The following is a 21,523-nucleotide window of genomic DNA, read 5'->3' as shown; positions in this document are numbered from 1 at the left end:
GGCGATGAACCGCATCCTCGCCGCCTTCGCGGCCGGCCTGCTGTTCGGCCTGGGCCTGGTCGTGTCGCAGATGGTCAATCCGGCGAAGGTGCTGGCCTTCCTGGACATTGCCGGCGCCTGGGATCCCAGTCTGGCCTTCGTCATGGGGGCGGCCATCCCGGTCGCCTGGCTGGGCTTCACCCTGGCCGCCCGGCGCACGCGCCCGCTGCTCGCCGACGCCTTTTCCGGCCCAACGCGCAGCGCCATCGATGCGCGGCTGGTGGTCGGGTCGATGCTCTTCGGGGCCGGCTGGGGCCTCGCCGGCTATTGTCCCGGCCCTGCCCTGGCGTCCTTTCTCTGGACCGGCGCGCCGGGGCTGCTGTTCCTGCTGGCCATGCTGGGCGGCATGGCCGCCTTCCCGGTGGCCGACCGCCTGCTGTCGCGGCGGGCGGCCCCGCGGTAGCGCGCCGGCGGCAGCGGCAGCCTCCCGGTCCACCGGACCGGAGCGCCCCTGCCGCCAGCCTTCCTGCAAGCTTACAGGATGCGCAGGCGCCCCAGGATGTAGCCGATGCCGGCCGCGATCGCGATCGAGGTCAGCGGCTGCTCGCGCACATTGTCGCAGAGCTGGCCGAGCACGTTCTCCGCCTGGCCCTGCACCTGATTGGCGGCGCCACGCGCCTGGTACTCGCGGTTGCCGGTCAGCCCGCCGACCGCTTCCTGCACCCGACCCACCGTCTCGCGCGCCGCGCCCGTCACCCGGTTCTCGTCCATCTGCCGATTTCCTTTCCATCGCGGCCCCCACGGCCACGCTGGCAGGGAAACGCCGTTCCCCGCCAATGGATGCGCCGCACCTTGCTTTGCCGCCTGCCGCATGGTGCCTTGCCGCCGCCATGACCGCCAACCACGCTCCCGCGGACCCGCCCAGCACCCGCCTCGACGCCCCGGGCCGCCTGCGACACGGCGCCCCGGCGGCGGTGCTGGCAGCCCTCCCCGGCGCGCGCGCGGTGGGCGGCGTGGTGCGCGACCTGCTGGCCGGCCGCCCGGTGCACGACGTCGACATCGCCGCCCCGCTGCCGCCCGAGGCCATCGCCGGCCGCCTGCGCGCCGCCGGCCTGAAGGTCTTCGAGACCGGGCTGCAGCACGGCACCGTCACCGCCGTCCTCGACCACGAGCCGGTCGAGGTCACCAGCCTGCGCCGGGATCTGGCCACCGATGGCCGCCACGCCACCGTCGCCTGGACCGAGGACTGGCGCGAGGACGCGGCGCGGCGCGACTTCACCATGAACGCCATGTCGCTCGATGCCGAGGGCAGGCTCTGGGACTATTTCGGCGGCCGCGAGGATCTCGCCGCCGGGCGCCTGCGCTTCGTCGGCGACCCGGCGACGCGGCTGGCGGAAGACTATCTGCGGGTGCTGCGCTTCTTCCGCTTCCACGCCCGCTACGGCATCGGCGCGCCCGAGCCCGCGGCGCTGGCCGCCATCCGCGCCGCCGTCCCCGGCCTGGAACGCCTCTCCGCCGAGCGCGTCTGGATGGAGCTGAAGCGCCTGCTCGAAGGCCCTGCCCCCGCCGACAGCCTGGCGCTGATGCGCGACACCGGCGTGCTGGGGGCCATCCTGCCCGAGGCCGGCGCCCTCGACGCCCTGGCCCGCAGCCAGGCGCCGGCCGACCCGCTGCTGCGCCTCTCCCTCCTGCTGGCCGCCGACCCCGCGCCCCTGGCTCGGCGCCTGAAGCTGTCCGGTGACGAGACCCGCCGGCTGCGCGACCTCCTGGCCATCCCCGCCCCGGCGCCGGACATGGCCGATGACGACCTCCGCCGCCTCCTGGCCGAGCACCCGGCGGAGACCGCCACCGCCGCCACCTGGGCCGCCGAGGCCCGCGACGGACAGAACCGCGCGACGCTCCGCGACCGGATTGACGCCACCCCCCGCCCCGTCTTCCCGCTGCAGGGCCGCGACGCCCTGGCCCTCGGCGCCAGCCCCGGCCCGGCGATGGGCAAGGCGCTGAACGACGTGAAACAATGGTGGATGGAACAAGGCTGCGTACCCACCAAAGAACAGACAGCAGAAAAACTAAAAAAAAGGCTGGGGGAATGAATTCCCCCAGGCCCCCATCTTTTTTCTATTCTATAAGAAAGGCACCAGAACATGCGCCTTTATGACATTCCGGCGCATCAGCCCTTTCTCCCCGCCCTCGCCCGCGGCGTGCTCGACCAGGTCGGCACCGACCCCCTTTCCCTCTCCCGCACCACCATCCTGCTGCCCACCCGCCGCGCCGCCCTAGCCCTGAGGGAAGCCTTCCTCCAGGCCGCCGAAGGCAGGACCCTGCTGCTGCCGCGCATGCGGGCGCTGACCGGCCTCTCCACCCAGGAAGCCGACGAGCTCGCCCTGCCCACCCTGCTCGACCTCCCCCCCGCGGTCGAGCCGGCCCGGCGCCAGGCGGTGCTGACCAGCCTGGTGATGCGCCTGCCCTCCCGCTTCGGCGGGCCCGACACGCCCGAGCAGGCCTGGCGCCTCGCCACCGCCCTGGCCGAGCTGCTCGACGAGACGGCGCTGGAAGACGCCGATTTCGACAACCTCGCCAGCCTGGTGCCGGAGGAATTCTCCACCCACTGGCAGGTGACCCTGACCTTCCTGCGCGCCGTGCTCGACACCTGGGCCGGCTGGCTCGACAGCCAGGGGCTGATGGATATCGGCCCGCGCCGCACCGCGGCGCTGCGCGCCCAGGCCGAGGCCTGGAAGCGCGAGCCGCCGGCCGATCCGGTCATCGCCGCCGGCATCGGCGCCGGCGGCACCATCCCGGCCGCCGCCGCCCTGCTGAAGGTGGTGGCGCAGATGCCGCAGGGCTGCGTGCTGCTGCACGGCGCCGGCGAGATCACCTCGCCCGAGCTCTGGGCCGCCATCGGCGAGAGCCCGACCCATCCGCTGTCGGGCCAGGTGCGGCTGCTCTCGGCGATGGACGCGGCGCCCTCCGACCTGCGGCCCTGGCCGACCGCCCCCGCCACCGACCCGGCGCTCGAACGCCGCGCGGCGCTGCTGGCCTGCGCGCTGCGCCCCGCCGCCGGCATCGAGGCCTGGCTGCACCGCCGCCCCGACCACTGGCGCCCGGCGCTGGAGGGCCTCTCCCTGCTCGACGCCCCCGACGTCCAGGCCGAGGCGGTGGCCATCGCCCTGCTGCTGCGCGAGGCGCTGGAGACGCCGGGCACCCGCGCCGCGCTGATCACCCCCGACCGCGACCTCGGCCGCCGCGTCGCCGCCGAGCTGACCCGGCATGGCGTGGTGGCCGATGATTCCGCCGGCCAGCCGCTCGGCCAGACGCCGACCGGGGCCTATCTGCGCCTGCTCGCCCGCGCCGTCGCCGAGGGCTTCGCCCCCGTCTCGCTGCTGGCGCTGCTGAAGCACCCGCTGACCGCCGGCGGCCAGACCCGTTCCGAATGGATGGAGGCGGTGCGCCTGCTGGAGCGCCGGGCGTTGCGCGGCCCCCGCCCCGCCCCCGGCCTGCCCGGACTGCGCGCCCGCGCGCTGGAAGCCTTCCGGCGCGAGAAGGATGCTCACCTGCTCGCCCGCGTCCTCGGCCTGCTCGACGCGCTGGAAGCGGCGCTGGAAGGCTTCGAGGAGCTGCGCGACAGCCCGGCCCGCCCGCCGGCCGACCTGCTGGACCGGCATCTCGTGGCGGCCGAGGCCCTGGCCGCCACCCGCGACCGTCCCGGCGGCCTGCGCCTCTACGCCGCCGAGGAAGGCGAACCGCTCGCCGTCTTCCTGTCGACGCTGCCGCCGGCCCTGGCAGAAATGCCGCCGATGAGCCCGGCCGGGTGGCCGGCGCTGTTCGACGTGCTGCTGGAGGGCCCGGCCGCGCCGAGCGTCCGCATCGGCCGCGGGCGCGAGCATGCGCAGCATCCGCGCATCGCCATCCTCGGCCTGCTGGAGGCGCGGCTGCAGGATTTCGACCTGGCCGTGCTCGGCAGCCTGGAGGAAGGCGTCTGGCCGCAGGCGACCGATCCCGGCCCCTGGATGAGTCGCCCGATGCGCGCCGATTTCGGCCTGCCCGAGCCGGAAGCCCGCATCGGCCGCGTCGCCGCCGATTTCTTCCTCGGCGCCGCCTGCGCGCCGCGGGTGGTGCTGTCGCGCGCCCGCAAGCGCGCCGGCGCGCCGACCGTGCCCAGCCGCTGGCTGACCCGTCTGGAAACCTTCCTGGGTGGCCAGGGCGAGGGGCTCGCCCTGCCGCGCAGCCCGGCGCTGGACTGGGCCAACCGCATCGACCAGCCCGAGGCCGTGCGCCCCTGGCCGCGCCCGGCGCCGCGCCCGCCGGCCGCCGACCGCCCGCGCGAGATCAGCGTCACCGAGGTCGCCGACCTGATGGCCGACCCCTACGGCTTCTATGCCCGCCGCGTGCTGCGGCTGACCCCGCTCGACCCGCTCGATGCCGAGGTGGGGGCGGCCGATTACGGCCAGATCGTCCATGCCGTGCTGGCCCTCTGGACCCGCCGCCTGGGCGAGGCGCCGGGCGGCTGGCCGGGCCTCGACACCGCCGCCCGCTGGTTCGACGAGGCCGCCGAGGAAGCCCTGGCCGAGGCCGCCGCCCGCCCCGGCCTGCTGGCCTTCTGGCGCCCCCGCCTGTCCCGCATCGGCGGCTTCGTCGTCGCCCAGGAGGCCGCCCAGGCTTCGGACAGAAAGATCCGCCACCGCCATGCCGAGGTGCCGGGGCAGCTCGACATCCTGCAGGGCGCGGTGCGGCTGAAGGTGCGCGCCGACCGCATCGACGAGCTGGCCGACCGGACGCTGGCCATCATCGACTACAAGACCGGCACCCCGCCCTCGGCCAAGGAGATCACCGACGGCCGCGCGCCGCAGATGCCGCTGGAGGCCGCCATCGCCGAGGCCGGCGGCTTCTCCAAGGTGGAGCCCGCCCCGGTCTCCGCCATGGCGCATTGGCGGCTGACCGGCGGCGGCACCCCGGGCGAGGTCAAGCCGATCAAGGGCGAGGCCTCGGCGCTCGGCGCCGATGCGCTGGACCAGACGGCGGCGCTGGCGCGTGCCTTCCTGCTCGGCGACCGGCGCTTCGTCGCGCGCCCGCATCCGGGGCGGAAGCCGCGCCGGGGCGACCATGACCACCTGGCCCGCGTCGCCGAATGGGGTGCCGTCGATGAATCATGATCTCTTCGCCGCGCCCGCGACCCAGTCGCCGCGCGAGGCCGCGCAGGCGGCGCAGCGCCGCGCCTCCGACCCGCTGGCCTCGGCCTGGGTGGGGGCCTCGGCCGGCTCGGGCAAGACCAAGGTGCTGACCGACCGGGTGCTGCGGCTGCTGCTGCGCCCCGGCGCCAAGCCGGGCCGCATCCTCTGCCTGACCTTCACCAAGGCCGCCGCCGCCGAGATGGCCACCCGCTTGGCCCGGCGGCTCGGCGAATGGGCGGTCGCCGACGACGCCACGCTGCGCGCCAGCCTGGAGGCGCTGACCGGCGCCCGGCCCGATGCGGCGCTGGCCCGCCGCGCCCGCGCCCTCTTCGCCGAGGTGCTGGAGCAGCCCGGCGGCATGCGCATCGCCACCATCCATTCCTTCTGCCAGTCGCTGCTGCGCAGCTTCCCGCTGGAAGCCGGCCTGCCGCCGCAGTTCAGCCTGGTCGAGGAGGCCGACGCCGCCGAGATGCTGGCCGAATCGCGCGAGCGAACGCTGGCCTCCGGCACCCTGCCGGAGGAGGCGATCACCGCCATGGCCGGGCTCGGCAGCCCGGAGGATTTCGCGGATACGCTGCGCATGCTGGTGCGCGAGCGCGAGCGGCTGGGCAAGGCGATCCAGGAGGCGGGTGGCATCCGCGGCTGCGACCGCCTGCTGCGCCAGCGTCTCGGCCTGCCGCGCGAGGGCGGCGAGGGCGAGGCCCTGGCAGAGGCGGTCGCGGCGGTGGAGTCCCCGCAGCTCCGCGCCAGCGCGCTGCTGCGCCAGAGCGGCAATGCCAATGACCGCGCCCGCGGCGAGCTGATGAAGGCCTTCATCGACCTGCCGCTGGAGGCGCGCCAGGCCCGCTGGGACGATTGGTGCGCCATCTTCCTGACCGCCGAGGGATCGCCGAGGAAATCCATGGCGACCAAGGGCGGCCTCAAGGAGCGCCACGAGGAGACCCAGGCGCTGATGGCGGAAGAGGCCGAGCGCATCTCCGCTTTCGAGGACGGCCGGAAAGCCTGGCGGCTGCATGGCGCGACGCTGGCGCTGCTGGCGCTCGCCCAGCCGGTGCTGAACGCCTATGCCGACCGCAAGGCGCGCCTCGGCGCCGTCGATTTCGACGACCTGATCCAGGCGGCGCGCCGGCTGCTGCAGGATCCGGGCAGCGCCTGGGTGCTCTACAAGCTCGATGGCGGCCTCGACCACCTGCTGCTGGACGAGGCGCAGGACAGCAACCCGCATCAATGGGAGATCGCCGCGCGGCTGGCCGAGGAGTTCTTCTCCGGCCTCGGCACCCGCGACCCGGAGGCGGTGCGCAGCATCTTCGCCGTCGGCGACGAGAAGCAGTCGATCTACGGCTTCCAGGGGGCGGACGCCGCCGGCTTCGCCCGCTGGCAGGCGCATTTCGAGCGCGCCGTCGGCGAGGCCGGGGCGGATTTCGCCGCCGTCCCGCTGAATGTTTCCTTCCGCTCCACCGCCCCGGTGCTGGCGCTGGTCGATGCCGTCTTCGCCGAAGGGCCGGCGCGGCTGGGCGTGGTGCCGGAGGGCGCCACCCTGGCCCACCGCGCCGACCGCGAGGGCGAGGCCGGCATCGTCGAGCTCTGGCCGGCGCTCGCCAAGCCCGCCGCCGCGGCGCTGGAACCCTGGGACGTGCCCGACGAGCCGGTGGGCGAGGACAATGCCGAGGCGCTGATGGCCGAGGCGCTGGCCGCCCGCATCGCCCGGATGGTGCGCGAGGAGCGCCTGCCCGCCCGTGGCGACCGGCCGATCCGCCCCGGCGATATTCTCGTTCTTCTGCGCCGCCGCACGGGTTTTTCCACGCTGCTGGTGCGCGCGCTGAAGGCGCGGGGCGTTGCCGTCGGCGGCGTCGACCGCATGCGGCTGATCGAGCAGATCGCGGTGCAGGACCTGCTGGCGCTCTGCGACATCCTGCTGCTGCCGGAGGACGACCTGCAGCTGGCGGCGGTGCTGAAAAGCCCGCTCTGCAACGTCTCCGAGGAGGATCTCTACACGCTGGCGCGCGGCCGGGTGCAGCCGCTCTGGTGGCACCTGCTGGAACGGCGCGGCGAGGACAGCCCGGCCGGCCGCGCCGCCGACTGGCTGGCCGGCCTCGCCGACCGCGCCGACCTGGCCACGCCGCACACCATCCTGGCCGAAATCCTCGGCGAGCATGGCGGGCGGGCGCGCATCCTGGCGCGGCTCGGGCCTGACGCCGCCGACCCGCTGGACGAGGTGCTGAACGCCGCGCTGACCTATGAGAGCCGCCACCCGCCCAGCCTGCAGGGCTTCCTGCAATGGCTGCGCCGCGGCGGCGCCGAGGTCCGGCGCGAGGCGGAATCGGGGGCCGACGCGGTCCGCCTGATGACCGCGCATGGCGCCAAGGGGCTGCAGGCGCCCGTCGTCATCATCCCCGATGTCGGCAGCGGCCGCGGCGACAAGGCGGTGCGCTGGGAGGAAGCCTCGCCGCCCCTGCCCTACTGGGCGCCGCGCAGCCGCAAGGACTTCTTCTCCCCGGCCTGGAACGCCTTGATGGAGGCGGAGACGGCGGCCCGCGACGCGGAGGAGAACCGCCTGCTCTATGTCGCGCTGACCCGGGCCGAGGACCGGCTTCTGGTCTGCGCCTGGGGCGAGCCGAAGCCGGGCAGCTGGTACGACCTGGTCGCCCAGGGTTTTTCCCGGCTGGAGGGCGCGGTGGAGCTGCCGCTGGAGCCCGCGAGCTTCGGCGCCCCGCCGGCGGCGAGCTTCGCCGGCCCGCTGCGCCGCCTGGACTCTGTCCAGACCGCCGCCCCGCGCCGCGAGCCGCATGCCGCCACCGCCGCCGAGCTCGCCCCGCTGCCCGCCTGGATCGGCCGCCCCGCCGATCCGGAGAGCCAGGCGCTGACGCTCTCGCCCAGCGCCCTGCCCGGCGAGGAGCAGACGCCCACCGCCGCCCCGCATGGCCGCGCCGACCCGACCGGCGAGCGCTTCCGCCGCGGCCGGCTGATCCATGCGCTGCTGCAGCACCTGCCCGACTATCCGGCCGCCGAGCGGCCCGCGGTGACGCGCCGTTTCCTCGATCGCCCTGGCCATGGGCTGACCGCGGCGGATCGCGAGGCGACCGGCGAGGAGGTGTTGCGCCTGTTGGACCATCCGGATCTGGCCGCCGCCTTCGGCCCTGGCAGCCTGGCCGAGGCGCCGATCGCCGGCCGGCTGAACGGCCTGCCGCTGGCCGGCCAGGTCGACCGGCTGCTGGTGGCCGAGGACCGCGTGCTGGTGCTGGACTACAAGACCAACCGCCCGCCGCCCTCCGAGGTCAAGGACGTGCCGCCGCTCTATCTGCGGCAGATGGCGGCCTATCGCGCGCTGCTGCGCCAGGCCTTCCCGGGCCGCGACGTGGAATGCTGGCTGCTCTGGACCTGGTCGGCGACGCCGATGCCGCTGCCGGGGGTGCTGCTGGACCGGTACGAGCCTGCAGGGATTGGCTAAATGAATGTGGGGGTCTGGGGGCATTCAATGCCCCCAGATTCTTGCTTACTGAAGCCGATCCTTGATCCCGAAATAGAGCCCCACCAGCGGCAGGAACCAGGCCGGCCCGAAATGTCCCGGCACCACCGGCCAGGGCAGCGCGCGCAGCGGGTTGGCTTCGGCGCGGCCGCCCATCACCGCGGCCATGGCCTGGCCCATATGGACCGACATCTGCGCGCCGTGGCCGCTATAGCCCATGCTGTAGAGCAGCCCGTCATGCTCGCCGGCGCGCGGCAGGCGGTCGGCGGTCATGTCGACCAGCCCGCCCCAGCAATAGTCGATGCGCGGGCGCCCGAGCTGCGGGAAGGCCGCGTGCAGCCCGGCTTCCAGGACGCGGCCGCTCTTGGCGTCGCTGGTCGGGTTCGACATGGCGAAGCGCGCGCGGCCGCCCCAGATCAGCCGGTTGTCGGGACTGACGCGGAAGTAGTGGCCGATGATGCGCGAGGTCGTGCCGTTGCGGCGGCCGGGCATGATCGAATCGAGCTGGTCCTTCGACAGCGGCTCGGTGGCGATGATGAAGCTGCCGACGGCGACGATGCGGCGGCGGAAGAAGCCGAAGGGGCCCTGCTGGCTCGGGCCGGTGGCGACCAGCACCTGCGCCGCCTCGATGGTGCCGCGCGGCGTCTCGATACGGTGCGCGCGGCCATGCAGGCGCTTCAGGCCGGTGACCGGCGTGGCCTCGAAGATCCGCGCGCCGGCGCGGGCGGCGGCGGTGGCGAGCCCGGCGCCGAAGCGGCCCATATGCATCTGCGCGCTCTTCTCGTAGACGAGCCCGCCGTAATACAGGTCGGAGCCGACCTCGGCGCGGATGCCCTCGCGCGGGATCAGCCGCGTGTCGGGATCGGCCTCGCGGTGCAGGATCTCGAAGCCGGCGGCCAGCTTGTCGAAATGCTGCGGCTTGGCGGCCAGCTTGATCTTGCCGCAGCGGCGGAAGCTGCAGTCGATCGCCTCCTCGCGCACGATGCGCTCGACCGTGTCCACCGCGGCGTCGAAGGCGTGGTAGAGGCGGCGCGCCTGGTCCAGGCCGAGGCTCGCCACCAGGCCGGCGAAGTCATGCGCCGTGCCGTTGTTGACATGGCCGCCATTGCGGCCGGAGGCGCCGGCGGCGACGCGGCCGGCCTCCAGCAGCACGACACTGGCGCCGGACTTCGCCAGGGCCAGCGCGGCGGAGAGGCCGGTGAAGCCGCCGCCGATGACCACCGCATCGACCTTTCCCCCGAGCGGCCCGGCCTCGGCGCCGGCGAAGGGGGTGGCGGTGTCCTGCCAGTAGGGAAGCAGCTTCATGCCGGCCGGCCTTTCAGAGCCCGAGCAGCCCGGGCAGGCCGCCGATATCGCTGATCTCATGCGCGCCGTAATAGGGCGCCACCGGCTCGTGCCCGCGCGCGACATGCGCGCGGTGGCCGATGCGCAGATCATGCGCCGACATCAGGTCGTAGCGATAGCTGGAGGAGACGTGCAGGATGTCGGCCGGGCTGCAGCCGAGCTGGTCGAACATGTATTCGAAGGCCTGGAAGCGCGGCTTGTAGGCCTGCGCCATCTCGGCGGTATAGACGGCGTGGAACGGCGCCCCGAGCAGCGCCACGTTGCGGTGGATCTGGCTGTTCGACGCGTTTGACAGCACCACCAGCGGAAATTCCTTTGCCACGCGCGCCAGCGGCCCGGGCACGTCCGGATGCGGGCCCCAGCTGGGGACGGCGTCGTAGAAGGCCTGGCCCTCGGCCTCGACGAAGCCGATGCCGTGCCGCCTGCAGGTCCGCGCCACCGCGTTCTTCAGCACCTGGTCGTAGGGCTTCCAGTCGCCCAGGATCTCGTCCAGCCGATAGGCGGCGAAATCGGCGACGAACTCGTCCATCCGCGCGGCCGGGATGCGGCCGGCGAAGATCTGCCGGGCCAGCGGACCCATGCGGAAATCGGTCAGCGTCCCGTAGCAGTCGAAGGTGATGAATTTCGGCCGCAGCTTCGGCATGGATCGCGCTCCCTGCGCAGACGGATCGGGGTGGCGAGGATGGTGCGGCCGCCACGGCCGCGCCGTCCATGCCGCCGGCCCGCCACGGCAGTCGAAGCTGCCGAATTTGCCGCCAGGACGGCAGCATGTTTTCGCGCTGGCCTGTATCGGTCGATCCTGCAGCCAGGCAGCGGGAGGAAGGCAGCGTGTCCGAGGGCAAGACGGCCGGCAGCGTGACCGTGCGGCGGCTGGCGCCAGATGACCTCGAGGCGGCCGCGCGGCTGTCGCGCGCCGTCGCCTGGCCGCACCGGGTGGAGGACTGGCAGTTCGTCCATGCGCTGGGCTTCGGCCATGTCGCCGAGGCGGAGGGCAGGCTGCTCGGCACCGCCATGGCCTGGCCCTTCGGCACGGCGCATGCGGCGCTCGGCATGGTCATCGTCGACCCGGCGGCGCAGGGGCGCGGCATCGGCCGGCAGCTGACCAGTGCCGTGCTGGCCGGGCTGGAGGGCCGCTCGGTGCAGCTGACCGCCACCGCCGCCGGCTTCCCGCTCTATGCCAGCCAGGGCTTCGTGCCGGAGGGCGCGCCAATCGGCCAGCACCAGGGCGCCGCCTTCTCGGTCGGGCTGGTGCCGCTGGCCGCCGGCGAGCGGCTGCGCCCGCTGGGCCGCAGCGATCCTGGCCGGCTGGCCGCGATGGACCGCGCCGTCACCGGCCAGGACCGCGGCACGGTGCTGGAGGCGCTGCTCGCCACCGCCGAGGGCGTGGCGCTGGAGCGCGACGGCGCCACGGTGGGCTTCTCGCTGCTGCGCCGCTTCGGCCGCGGCCATGTCATCGGTCCGGTGATCGCCCCCGACGCGGCGGCGGCGCGGGCGCTCATCGCGCATTGGCTGGGCGTGCGCAGCGGCCAGTTCCTGCGCATCGACGTCACCGCCGAGAGCGGCCTGTCGCCCTGGCTGCAGGAGATGGGGCTGGCGCATGTCGGCGGCGGCACGCCGATGCGGCGCGGCGCGGCGCCCGCGGTGATGCCGGTCGCCGGCGGCCCGCGCCGCTACGCCCTGGTCAGCCAGGCGCTGGGGTGAGGCGGGGAGGCTCGGCGTTTCGGCGATTTCCTCGCGCGCCATCCGGCTCTAGGCTGCGGCTTTCGCCTTCGGAGTGCCGGATCGCCGCATGGTCAATGGACTGCCCCGCCTGGACCGGATCGACCTGCGGATCCTGACGCATCTGCAGAAGAACGGCCGCATGACCAATGTCGACCTGGCCGATGCGGTGGGGCTGTCGGCCAGCCCCTGCCTGATGCGGGTGAAGCGGCTGGAGAAGGCCGGCTACATCACCGGCTATGGCGCGCAGATCCAGCTGCAGAAGCTCGGCGACACCATGACCATCTTCACCGAGGTCACGCTGTCCGACCACCGCAGCCACGACTTCCAGCGCTTCGAGGCGCGGATCCGCGCGGTGGACGAGGTGATCGAATGCCACCTGGTCAGCGGCGGCTATGACTACCTGCTGAAGTTCATGTGCCGCAGCGTGCAGCACTACCAGGAGACCATCGAGGCGCTGCTGGCGCAGAACGTCGGCATCGAGAAATACTTCTCCTACGTCGTGATCAAGACGGTCTTCACCAAGCAGCACTACCCCCTGGAACGCTTCTTCCCCGCGCAGGACTGAGCTGGATCGGGCTCTGGCGCCGGCCGCCGGGAAGCCTCCTGCAGCAGCAGATCCTGCCGGGCGGCGCCGCGGATAAAGCAGGCGGCGCTGCGGCCCGCGCCCTAGCCTTCCCGGACAACGAAGCCAGGGGGCTCAAGGAATGGCGCGCGAACCCAAGGTGCTGACCTTCGACGTGGTCGGCACGCTGATCGACTTCGAGAAGGGCATGCTCGACTATCTGCGCGCGGCCTGCGGCCCGGCGGCGGCGGCGCATGACGACGACACCCTCCTGGCGCATTACCGCCGCACCCGCGGCAATGCCAAGCCGAAGCGCTTTCCCGACGACCTGGAGCGCGTCTACCACGAGATCAGCGGCCCGCTCGGCCTGCCGCAGAGCGACGCGATCGCCCGCGGCTTCACCCAGTCGATCAAGGACTGGCCGGCCTTCCCGGATTCGGTGGACGCCCTGAAGCGGCTGGCGAAGCGCTACAAGCTGGTCGCCATGACCAATGCCCAGCGCTGGTCGCTGGATCACATGGAGAAGACCCTGGGCAGCCCCTTCCACGACAGCGTCACGGTGGATGAGGCGCTGGTCGAGAAGCCGAACCCGCTCTACTTCGCCTTCGCCCGCGGCCGGCTGTCGCGCGACGGCGTCAACCGCCCCGACATCCTGCATGTGGCGCAGAGCCAGTACCACGACATCGGCGTCGCCCGGCAGCTGGGCTACACCGTCTGCTGGATCGAGCGGCGGCAGGGGCTGAAGGGCACCGGCGGCACGCTGGAGGCCGAATTCACCAAGCCGGATTATCACTTCGCCACGCTGGCGCAGCTGGCCGACCTCGCCGAGAGCGGCGGGCTGGTGATGAAGACCGACGACTGACCGGCCGCCGGCGCGGCCTCAGCCCCTGAGGCCGCGTCCGCTGCGCCAGGCGGCCCAGCCAGCGACCGCCAGCAGGATCGACAGGGCGATGGTATAGGTGGCCGCCCCCGGCTTCGGCGCGCCGCCCAGCAGCGGCGCCGCATTGGCCGCCAGCAGCCCGAGCAGCAGCCCGGCGCAGCCCATCCAGGCCGCCAGCAGGGCCGCCGCGCTGCCCCGCCACGCCGCCCAGCCGAGCAGCGCCGCGATGGCGAATTCATCCATGGCGAGAGGAAAGATCCCGGGGAAGAAGCCGCCCGGGACGGCGAGGCGGCGGGCGATCTCGCCGCCCGCCAGCAGCAGGGCGAGAGTCGCGGCGAGGACCCGGATCGTGGTCATGCCGCGGCTCCCCTCAGACACGCATCGGCATCAGCACGTAGAGCGCTTCCGGCTTGGCCGCATCGACCACGACGGTCGGCGCCGAGCCGTCGGCGAAGCGGAATTCCACCTTGTCGGCGATCTGGTCGGTGATGTCGGCGAGATAGCGCGCCTGGAAGCCGATCTCGATCGGGGTGGAGCCGTAGGAGACGGCGCCGCCATCGAGCTCCTCCTCCGCCTGGCCCTGGTCGGGGCTGCTGGCGGTCAGCGTCAGGCTGTCCTGCTTCAGGCTGAGCTTCACCGGGCGCGACCGCTCCGACGAGATCGCGGCGACGCGGGCCACCGCCTCGGCGAAGGCCTTCTTGTCGACGGTCAGGATCTTGTCGTTGCCGCGCGGAATGACCCGGTCGTATTCCGGGAAGGTGCCGTCGATCAGCTTGCTGGTCAGCTGCACCGAGCCGAAGGCGAAGCGGATCTTGGTGTCGGACAGCTTCACCGCGATCGGGTCGCTGCTCTCTTCCGCCAGCTTGCGGATCTCGTTGACCGTCTTGCGCGGCACGATGACGCCCGGCATGCCGGCGGCCCCCTCGGGCAGCGGCTCCTCGACGCGGGCCAGGCGGTGGCCGTCGGTGGCGACCGCGCGCAGCACCTTCTGGCCGTCCACCTCGGTCGCGTGGATGTAGATGCCGTTCAGGTAGTAGCGCGTCTCCTCGGTGGAGATGGCGAATTTGGTGCGGTCCACCAGCTCCCGCAGCAGGGAGGGGGCCAGCTCGAAGCTGTGCGGCAGCTTGCCCTCGGTCATCGAGGGGAAATCCTCGACCGGCAGCACCATCAGGCTGGTCGCGAAGCGGCCGGCGCGCAGCGCCAGCGGGGCGTCGCCGCCGGCATGGTCCAGCTCGACCTTGGCGCCGTCGGGCAGCTTGCGGACGATCTCGTAGAGGGTCGCGGCCGGCGCCGTGGTGCGGCCGGGGCGGCTGACGGTGACGCCCGGCACTTCCTCGACGATGGCGATCTCCATGTCGGTGGCGGTCAGCGTCAGGCTGCCCTCCTGCGCCGCCAGCATGACATTGGCCAGGATGGGGATGGTGTTGCGCCGCTCCACCACGCTTTGCACATGCGCGAGCGCCTTGAGCAGAACCGCCCGGTCCACCGAGAACTTCATGGCTTGAGCAACCCCCGCGCGGATAAGAGCGGCGCGCCGCGGCGCACGCCCGGAATCGAGACAAGTCTTCCTCTTTACCAGCCGTGCAGGGGGCGGGAAAGACGCGGCGGCAAGGGGCTGGCCGGAAAGCGGAAGCTGGATCTTTCCGGCATGAAAATTAATTCGGGAACCCCAGGGCGGCCACGGCGTTGCAGCGTCATGGAGCCGCTGCCCCCCGTGCCGACCGCTGACTGGGCCACCGAGAGCCCCGCCGTCCTGGGCGAGGGTCCCCCCGGGGCGCCGCTGATGCTGGTGGGCGAGCAGCCCGGCGACGAGGAAGACCGGCTGGGCCGCCCCTTCGTCGGTCCCGCCGGCCGGCTGCTGGACCGCGCCCTGGTCTCGGCCGGGATCGACCGCCCCCGCTGCTACGTGACCAATGCGGTGAAGCACTTCAAATTCGTCCCGCGCGGCACCCGCCGGCTGCACCAGAAGCCCGATACCGGCGACATCACGCTGTATCGCCCCTTCCTGCTGGCCGAGGTGCAGCGCGTCGCGCCCCGCCTGCTGGTCGCCCTGGGCGCCACCGCCGCCCAGGCGCTGCTCGGCCACAAGGTCGCCGTGACCAAGCTGCGCGGCACGGTGATGCCGGGGCCGGGCGACCATCCGCTGCTGGTCACCGTCCATCCCAGCTACCTGCTGCGCCTGCCCGACCCCGCTTTGCGCGAGGTGGAATATGCGCGCTTCGTGCAGGATCTGGATACGGCGGCGGCAGAGAGCCGTAAGCACGGCGCCCGCTAGAGCGGTTGCCGCCTGTCGCTCTCGCGGAGAGTGAGCGGCGCTCAGCCCACCCGGAAGCGCGCCGGGTCCTCGACGCCCAGCTCGCGGCCCTTGGCATCGAAGGCCTGCTCATAGACCACCGAGAGCATGGTCTGGCCGGCATGGCCCTCGGCCTCGGCCAGCGCCGCCTCGGGGCCGACCGCCAGCAGATGGGTGGCCTGGGCGGCCAGCCCGGCGCTGTGCATGGTCTCCACCAGCAGCCGGGCCTCGGTCACCGCCAGCTCCCGCTCCAGGCTGGTGGCGCGCACCGTCTGCGCCTCGAGCGCGGCGCGCAGCCCGGCGACGCCGTCCTGCAGCCGGGTGGCCAGGCCCTCCAGCTCGGCCAGGCGCTCGGCCGGCAGCATCTCGCCGCCCGTCATGCGCGGGGGGCCCGGAGGCGGCGGGTCAGGGAAGGAGGCATGGGTGCGTCGACCAGGAGCATGCCGCCAGCATAGGCCGGACGGCCGCGGCTGACGACCCGGGGGAGAGCACCGGGCGCCATGGCCGGGTCGACCATTTCGCGCATGCGAAGGGCCGCCCCGCGTGGCATAAGCCGCCCCTCCCGTCCCTCCCCTCCCGCCCTGCCCCTCCAGCCGACCGGAATGCCATGATCCGCCTCGACAACATCAGCAAGCAGAACGGCCAGCAGCTGCTCTTCATCGAGGCCTCGGCCGCGCTGCAGAAGGGCGAGAAGGTCGGGCTGGTCGGTCCGAACGGCGCCGGCAAGTCGACCCTGTTCCGCATGCTGACCGGCCGCGACGAGCCGGATGAGGGGCTGGTGCTGGTCGATCGCGGCGTCACCATCGGCTTCTTCAGCCAGGATGTCGGCGAGATGGCCGGGCGCAGCGCGGTGGCCGAGGTGATGGACGGCGCCGGCGATGTCAGCAGCATCGCCGCCGAGCTGGCCTCCCTCGAGGCGGCGATGGGCGATCCGGACCAGCTCGACCGCATCGACGAACTGGTCGAAAGATTCGGCGAGGTGCAGGCCCGCTTCGAGGAGCTCGGCGGCTATGCGCTGGAGAGCAAGGCGCGCGAGGTGCTGGCCGGGCTCAGCTTCAGCCAGGAGATGATGGAGGGCGATGTCGGGCGCCTCTCCGGCGGCTGGAAGATGCGCGTGGCGCTGGCCCGCATCCTGCTGATGCGCCCCGACGTCATGCTGCTCGACGAGCCCTCGAACCACCTCGACCTGGAAAGCCTGATCTGGCTGGAGCAGTTCCTGCGCGGCTACGATGGCGCCCTGCTGATGACCTCGCACGACCGCGAGTTCATGAACCGCATCATCAACAAGGTCATCGAGATCGATGGCGGCGCGCTGACCAGCTATTCCGGGGATTATGGCTTCTACGAGCAGCAGCGCGCCCTGGCCGAGCAGCAGCAGCAGGCGCAGTTCGAGCGGCAGCAGGCGATGCTGGCCAAGGAGATCAAGTTCATCGAGCGCTTCAAGGCGCGCGCCTCGCATGCCTCCCAGGTGCAGAGCCGGGTGAAGAAGCTCGAGAAGATCGACCGGGTCGAGCCGCCGAAGCGCCGCCAGGCGGTCAGCTTCGACTTCCAGCCGGCGCCGCGCTCGGGCGAGGACGTGGTCAGCCTGAAGGGCGTCGCCAAGCGCTATGGCGAGAAGGTCATCTATGACGGCTTCGACTTCCTGGTCCGCCGGCGCGAGCGCTGCTGCGTGCTCGGCACCAACGGCGCCGGCAAGTCGACGCTGCTGAAGCTGGTGGCCGGCAGCTCGACCCCGGATGCGGGCAGCGTCACCCTCGGCGGCAGCGTCAAGATGGGCTATTTCGCCCAGCACGCCATGGAGCTGCTGGAAGGCGACCGCAGCGTCGCCGAGGCGCTGGAAGACGCCTTCCCGCGCGCCAATCCCGGCTCACTGCGCAGTCTCGCCGGCTGCTTCGGCTTCTCTGGCGGCGAGATCGACAAGAAGTGCCGGGTGCTCTCGGGCGGCGAGAAGGCGCGGCTGGTGATGGCGATGATGCTCTACGACCCGCCGAACCTGCTGGTCCTCGACGAGCCGACCAACCATCTTGACCTCGCCACCAAGGAGATGCTGATCGCGGCGCTGGCGCAGTACGAGGGCACCATGCTCTTCGTCTCGCACGACCGGCACTTCCTGGCCGCGCTGTCGAACCGGGTGCTGGAGCTGACCCCGGAGGGCCCGCATGTCTATGACGGCGGCTATACCGAATATGTCGCCCGCACCGGGCAGGAAGCGCCCGGCCTGCGCAGCTGAGACGCAAAAAGGGCGGCCCCTCGCGGTGCCGCCCTTTTTTTCGGTTGTCCGACGCCGATGGCGTCAGACGTCCAGGTTCGCCACCTTCAGCGCATTGCCGACGATGAACTCGCGCCGCGGCTCGACCACGTCGCCCATCAGGGTGGAAAACACCTGCTCGGCATCCTCCATGTCCTCGATCTTCACCTGCAGCAGGGTGCGCGCCGCCGGGTCGAGCGTGGTCTGCCACAGCTGGTCCGGGTTCATCTCGCCCAGGCCCTTGAAGCGCTGGATCGCCAGGCCCTTGCGCCCCTGCGCCAGGATCTTTTCCAGGGCCGCCAGCGGGCCGGCGACCTCATGGGCATGCCCGTCCAGCGTCAGGGTCGCGGGCTGCGACCAGGCGGTGGACAGCGCCTGCTGCCGCTCGGCCAGCCAGCGCGCCTCGGGGCTGCGCAGCGCGGCCTGGTCCAGCCGATGCCGGTCGGCGACGCCGCGCACGGTGCGGCCCATCACCAGCCCCTCGGCGCCGGGCGCGACCATCCAGCCGCGCTCGGTCGGGCGCGCCAGCGCGTCCAGCCGGCGGGCCAGCTCCGGCGCGGCCGCCAGGGCGCGGTCGGCATCATGCGACAGCGCGCCGGTGATGGCGGCCTGCTCGACCAGCTCGGTCGGCACGCTGCCGGCGAGGCGGCGGATGCGGCTGGAGATCTGCCGCAGCTGCTCGACGATCTCGGCCAGCTCGGCGCCTTCCGCCAGGCTGCCGTCGCCCTGGCGCAGCGCGGCATTGTGCAGCGCCTTCTCGAGCAGGAAGTCCTCGAGCGCGCGGTCGTCCTTCAGGTAGCGCTCCTCCTGGCCGCGCTTGGCGCGGTAGAGGGGGGGCTGGGCGATGTAGAGATGCCCGCGCTGCAGCAGCTCCGGCATCTGCCGGAAGAAGAAGGTCAGCAGCAGGGTGCGGATATGCGAGCCGTCGACATCGGCGTCGGTCATGATGACGATGCGATGGTAGCGCAGCTTGTCGGCCGAGAAGCCGCCCTTCTCCACCGGGCCGGTACCGATGCCGGTGCCGAGGGCGGTGATCAGCGTGCCGATTTCCGCGGAAGACAGCATCTTGTCGATGCGCGCGCGCTCGACATTCAGGATCTTGCCCTTCAGCGGCAGGATCGCCTGGAAGCGGCGGTCGCGCCCCTGCTTGGCGGAGCCGCCGGCGGAGTCACCCTCGACGAAGAAGATCTCGCACTTGGTCGGGTCCTTCTCCTGGCAGTCGGCGAGCTTGCCGGGCAGGGTCGAGATATCCAGCGCGTTCTTGCGGCCGACCTTCTCGCGCGCCAGCTGCGCCGCCTTGCGGGCGGCCGCCGCCAGCACGACCTGGTCGAGGACGGCGCGGGCTTCCTTCGGATGCGTCTCGAACCAGTGGCTCAGCGCATCGGCCACCGCCATGTGCACCACCGGCTGCACCTCGGAGGAGACCAGCTTGTCCTTGGTCTGCGAGGAGAATTTCGGATCCGGCACCTTGACCGAGATAACCGCGGTCAGCCCCTCGCGCATGTCTTCGCCGGAGAGCTCGACCTTCTCCTTCTTGGCCAGGTCCTCGGCGTATTTCATCACCACGCGGGTCAGCGCCTGGCGGAAGCCGGCCTGGTGGGTGCCGCCGTCGCGCTGCGGGATGTTGTTGGTGAAGCACAGCGCCTGCTCATGCGGGCTGTTGTTCCACCACATCGCCAGCTCGACCTGGATGCCGGTGCCTTCCTTGGCCTTCAGGCTGATCGGCGGCTTGAAGATCGGCTCCTTGCTGCGGTCGAGCCATTCGACGAAGGCGACCAAGCCGCCATCGAAGCGGAACCTGGTCTCGCGCGCCGCCTCGCCGAGCGCCACGGGGCGGTCGTCGCGCAGGTTGATGGCCAGGCCGGAATTGAGGAAGGCGAGCTCGCGCAGCCGCTTCTCCAGCACCGAGAACTCGTATTCGGTGCGGGTGAAGGTGCCGGCCGAGGGCTTGAAGGTGACGCGGGTCCCCTTCTCATGCTCGGTCGGGCCGACCACCTTCAGCGGCTGCACCGTGTCGCCATGCTCGAAGCGGATGAAATGCTCCTGGCCATTGCGCCAGATGGTCACGTCCATCCATTCGGACAGGGCGTTGACCACCGCGGCGCCGACGCCGTGCAACCCGCCCGAGACCTTGTAGGAATTCTGGTTGAACTTGCCGCCGGCATGCAGCCGGGTCAGCACCACCTCGGCCGCCGAGACGCCTTCCTCGGCATGGATGTCGGTGGGGATGCCACGGCCGTCATCGGTGACGGTGACCGAGCCATCGGCGTTCAGCACCACGTCGCAGCGCGTGGCATAGCCGGCCTGCGCCTCGTCCACGGCGTTGTCGATGATCTCGAAGGCCATGTGGTGCAGGCCGGAGCCGTCATCGGTGTCGCCGATATACATGCCCGGCCGCTTGCGGACGGCTTCCAGTCCGCGCAGCACGGTGATGGAGGCGCTGTCATAGGCCTCCGCCGAAGCGTCGGAGGCGGGGATCGGCGCACGCGCGGACTCACTCATGCCGGCGGGAAACTCCTGCTCAGGACAGTCGGAAAGACAGGATTTTATAGCAGCTTATGCAGGGGCCGGCACGGGGAAATCGGCAGTCTCCCGGAGCCCGCCCGGGATCGCCGCGAAAAGCTGCGCCTGGCCGCGCAGCGGCGCGAAGGGGGCGTCCTCGGTGCCGGTCAGGAAGCATTGCGCCGGCAGGCCAGCCAGCGCCTCGAACAGCGCCTGGCGCCGGCCGGGATCGAGATGCGCCGCGACCTCGTCCAGCAGCAGCAGCGGCGCGAAGCCGCGATGCGCGGCCACCAGCGCGGCCTGGGCCAGGATGGTACTGACCAGCAGCGCCTTCTGCTCGCCGGTGGAGCAGAGCTCGGCCGGGATTTCCTTGGGCAGCAGCACCATGCGCAGATCGGTGCGGTGGGCGCCCTGCCGGGCGCCGCCGGCGGCCGCGTCGCGCACCCGGTCGGCGGCCAGGCCATCGCGCAGCGTCTCCTCCACGGCCAGCGCCGGCTGCTCGGCCAGGGCGGCAGCGATCGGGCAGAGCAGTTCCAGCCGGGCGGCCGGGAAGCGGCCGGCGACGCCCTGCGCCAGGGTGGCATTGAGCTGGCCGGCAGCGGCGCGGCGCGCAGCGACGGCGGCCACCGCGTGGCGCGCCATGGTGTCCTCCAGCGCCGCCAGCCAGCGGGCGTCGCGGCGCCCTTCGGCGAGCAGGCGGTTGCGCTGGGCCATGGCCGAGTCGAAGGCCGCGACGTCGCGGGCATGGCTGGGCTCGCGCGCCCAGACCAGCCGGTCGAGGAATTTTCGTCGGCCGGAGGCGCCTTCCTGGAACAGGCGGTCCATCTGGGGGGTGAGCCAAAGCGCCGCGGCATGGGCGGAAAGCTCAGCCTGGCTGCGGATGGCGTTGCCGTCGAGGCGGAAGCTGCGGCGATCCTGGCCGGCCTCGCTGCCGGTGCCGATGGTGACCGGGCCGAGCGGCCCGTCGAAATGGCCGGCGATGGTCCAGGACAGGCCCTGACCGTCCGCGCGGCGGCCGAGCTCGGCGCCCTTGGCGGCGCGCAGGCCGCGGCCCGGGCCGAGCAGGCTGATGGCTTCCAGCAGGTTGGTCTTGCCGGTGCCGTTGGCGCCGACGATGGCCACGAGCTTGGCGGAAAATTCCTGGTCGAGCCCCGGGTAGCTGCGGAAATCCTGCAGCATCAGGCGATGGAGGCGGAGCGTCGAACCCAGGTTCACGCTTTGGTCCTTAGCACCGTCGGGTGATGGACGCAAAAAACCCCATCGCTTTGCAGCGCTGGGGTTTTTTGTTGGAACTGATGGGATGCGGGGACAGGATTTGAACCTGTGACCTTCAGGTTATGAGCCTGACGAGCTACCGGG

The 21,523-nt window shown here is 72.3% G+C and carries 17 protein-coding genes; 9 read left to right on the top strand and 8 right to left on the bottom strand.

Features of this window, described 5'->3' with window-relative positions:
- Window positions 1–4: 4 nt before the first annotated feature.
- Entirely contained in the window at window positions 5–442 is a 438-nt protein-coding gene (locus WFI16_RS26490) for a DUF6691 family protein (RefSeq protein WP_419900856.1), read from the top strand.
- A 71-nt stretch (window positions 443–513) separates the two neighbouring features.
- Here the strand turns inward: WFI16_RS26490 and WFI16_RS26485 are convergent, their stop codons facing one another.
- A complete protein-coding gene (locus WFI16_RS26485) occupies window positions 514–750 on the bottom strand; it encodes a CsbD family protein (RefSeq protein ID WP_419900855.1) in 237 nt (78 codons plus the stop codon).
- Between the two features lie 119 nt (window positions 751–869).
- Between WFI16_RS26485 and WFI16_RS26480 the strand changes: the two genes are divergently transcribed.
- From WFI16_RS26480 to addA, 3 genes are read left to right on the top strand one after another with little or no spacing between them, the layout of a single operon-like run.
- On the top strand, window positions 870–2,072 hold the full coding sequence (locus tag WFI16_RS26480; protein ID WP_419900854.1) for a CCA tRNA nucleotidyltransferase: 1,203 nt from the start codon (window positions 870–872) through the stop codon (window positions 2,070–2,072).
- A 51-nt stretch (window positions 2,073–2,123) separates the two neighbouring features.
- Window positions 2,124–5,129 carry a double-strand break repair protein AddB gene (gene addB / locus WFI16_RS26475; RefSeq protein WP_419900853.1) on the top strand — a complete coding sequence of 1,002 codons (3,006 nt, stop codon included), beginning with the start codon at window positions 2,124–2,126 and terminating at the stop codon, window positions 5,127–5,129.
- On the top strand, window positions 5,119–8,595 hold the full coding sequence (addA, locus tag WFI16_RS26470; protein ID WP_419900852.1) for a double-strand break repair helicase AddA: 3,477 nt from the start codon (window positions 5,119–5,121) through the stop codon (window positions 8,593–8,595). The genes addB and addA overlap by 11 nt, the downstream gene beginning before the upstream one ends.
- A gap of 45 nt (window positions 8,596–8,640) precedes the next feature.
- Here the strand turns inward: addA and WFI16_RS26465 are convergent, their stop codons facing one another.
- Both WFI16_RS26465 and WFI16_RS26460 read right to left on the bottom strand, forming a co-directional pair.
- Entirely contained in the window at window positions 8,641–9,918 is a 1,278-nt protein-coding gene (locus tag WFI16_RS26465) for an NAD(P)/FAD-dependent oxidoreductase (protein WP_419900851.1), read from the bottom strand.
- Window positions 9,919–9,931: 13 nt separating this feature from the next.
- Window positions 9,932–10,600 carry a haloacid dehalogenase type II gene (locus WFI16_RS26460; RefSeq protein WP_419900850.1) on the bottom strand — a complete coding sequence of 223 codons (669 nt, stop codon included), beginning with the start codon at window positions 10,598–10,600 and terminating at the stop codon, window positions 9,932–9,934.
- 185 nt (window positions 10,601–10,785) lie between these two features.
- Here WFI16_RS26460 and WFI16_RS26455 point away from each other — a divergent pair, with 185 nt between their 5' ends.
- The 3 genes from WFI16_RS26455 (at window position 10,786) to WFI16_RS26445 (ending at window position 13,103) form a co-directional block, all read left to right on the top strand.
- Entirely contained in the window at window positions 10,786–11,658 is an 873-nt protein-coding gene (locus tag WFI16_RS26455; RefSeq protein WP_419900849.1) for a GNAT family N-acetyltransferase, read from the top strand.
- A gap of 88 nt (window positions 11,659–11,746) precedes the next feature.
- Entirely contained in the window at window positions 11,747–12,244 is a 498-nt protein-coding gene (locus tag WFI16_RS26450) for an Lrp/AsnC family transcriptional regulator (protein WP_419900848.1), read from the top strand.
- A gap of 139 nt (window positions 12,245–12,383) precedes the next feature.
- Complete coding sequence (locus tag WFI16_RS26445; RefSeq protein ID WP_419900847.1) at window positions 12,384–13,103, top strand: HAD-IA family hydrolase; 720 nt, start codon at window positions 12,384–12,386, stop codon at window positions 13,101–13,103.
- Between the two features lie 18 nt (window positions 13,104–13,121).
- Here the strand turns inward: WFI16_RS26445 and WFI16_RS26440 are convergent, their stop codons facing one another.
- Both WFI16_RS26440 and dnaN read right to left on the bottom strand, forming a co-directional pair.
- Complete coding sequence (locus WFI16_RS26440) at window positions 13,122–13,478, bottom strand: hypothetical protein (RefSeq protein ID WP_419900846.1); 357 nt, start codon at window positions 13,476–13,478, stop codon at window positions 13,122–13,124.
- A gap of 13 nt (window positions 13,479–13,491) precedes the next feature.
- Window positions 13,492–14,619 (bottom strand): DNA polymerase III subunit beta, encoded by a 1,128-nt coding sequence (gene dnaN, locus WFI16_RS26435; RefSeq protein WP_419900845.1) that lies wholly within the window; start codon window positions 14,617–14,619, stop codon window positions 13,492–13,494.
- A gap of 216 nt (window positions 14,620–14,835) precedes the next feature.
- Between dnaN and WFI16_RS26430 the strand changes: the two genes are divergently transcribed.
- Entirely contained in the window at window positions 14,836–15,396 is a 561-nt protein-coding gene (locus tag WFI16_RS26430) for a UdgX family uracil-DNA binding protein (protein WP_419900844.1), read from the top strand.
- A gap of 41 nt (window positions 15,397–15,437) precedes the next feature.
- On the opposite strand, the gene WFI16_RS26425 is transcribed toward WFI16_RS26430, so the two are convergent.
- Window positions 15,438–15,794: a hypothetical protein gene (locus tag WFI16_RS26425; RefSeq protein ID WP_419900843.1), complete on the bottom strand. Its 357-nt coding sequence runs from the start codon at window positions 15,792–15,794 to the stop codon at window positions 15,438–15,440.
- Window positions 15,795–16,021: 227 nt separating this feature from the next.
- Between WFI16_RS26425 and WFI16_RS26420 the strand changes: the two genes are divergently transcribed.
- On the top strand, window positions 16,022–17,644 hold the full coding sequence (locus WFI16_RS26420) for an ABC-F family ATP-binding cassette domain-containing protein (RefSeq protein ID WP_419900842.1): 1,623 nt from the start codon (window positions 16,022–16,024) through the stop codon (window positions 17,642–17,644).
- 63 nt (window positions 17,645–17,707) lie between these two features.
- Here the strand turns inward: WFI16_RS26420 and gyrB are convergent, their stop codons facing one another.
- Together gyrB and recF are read right to left on the bottom strand one after the other, a co-directional pair.
- Window positions 17,708–20,164, bottom strand: a complete 2,457-nt coding sequence (gyrB, locus tag WFI16_RS26415) for a DNA topoisomerase (ATP-hydrolyzing) subunit B (RefSeq protein WP_419900841.1) — start codon at window positions 20,162–20,164, stop codon at window positions 17,708–17,710.
- 54 nt (window positions 20,165–20,218) lie between these two features.
- The gene (gene recF, locus WFI16_RS26410) at window positions 20,219–21,379 is read right to left on the bottom strand and encodes a DNA replication/repair protein RecF (RefSeq protein ID WP_419900840.1); all 1,161 of its coding nucleotides are present in this window, start codon (window positions 21,377–21,379) and stop codon (window positions 20,219–20,221) included.
- Window positions 21,380–21,523: the final 144 nt, after the last annotated feature.

Origin of the sequence: Roseomonas sp. USHLN139 (assembly GCF_037145735.1) — a bacterium.
In the GTDB taxonomy this organism is placed as follows: Bacteria; Pseudomonadota; Alphaproteobacteria; order Acetobacterales; family Acetobacteraceae; genus Pseudoroseomonas.
Note: the sequence above shows the minus strand (reverse complement) of the source record. Positions and strands in the feature narration are given on the sequence as shown.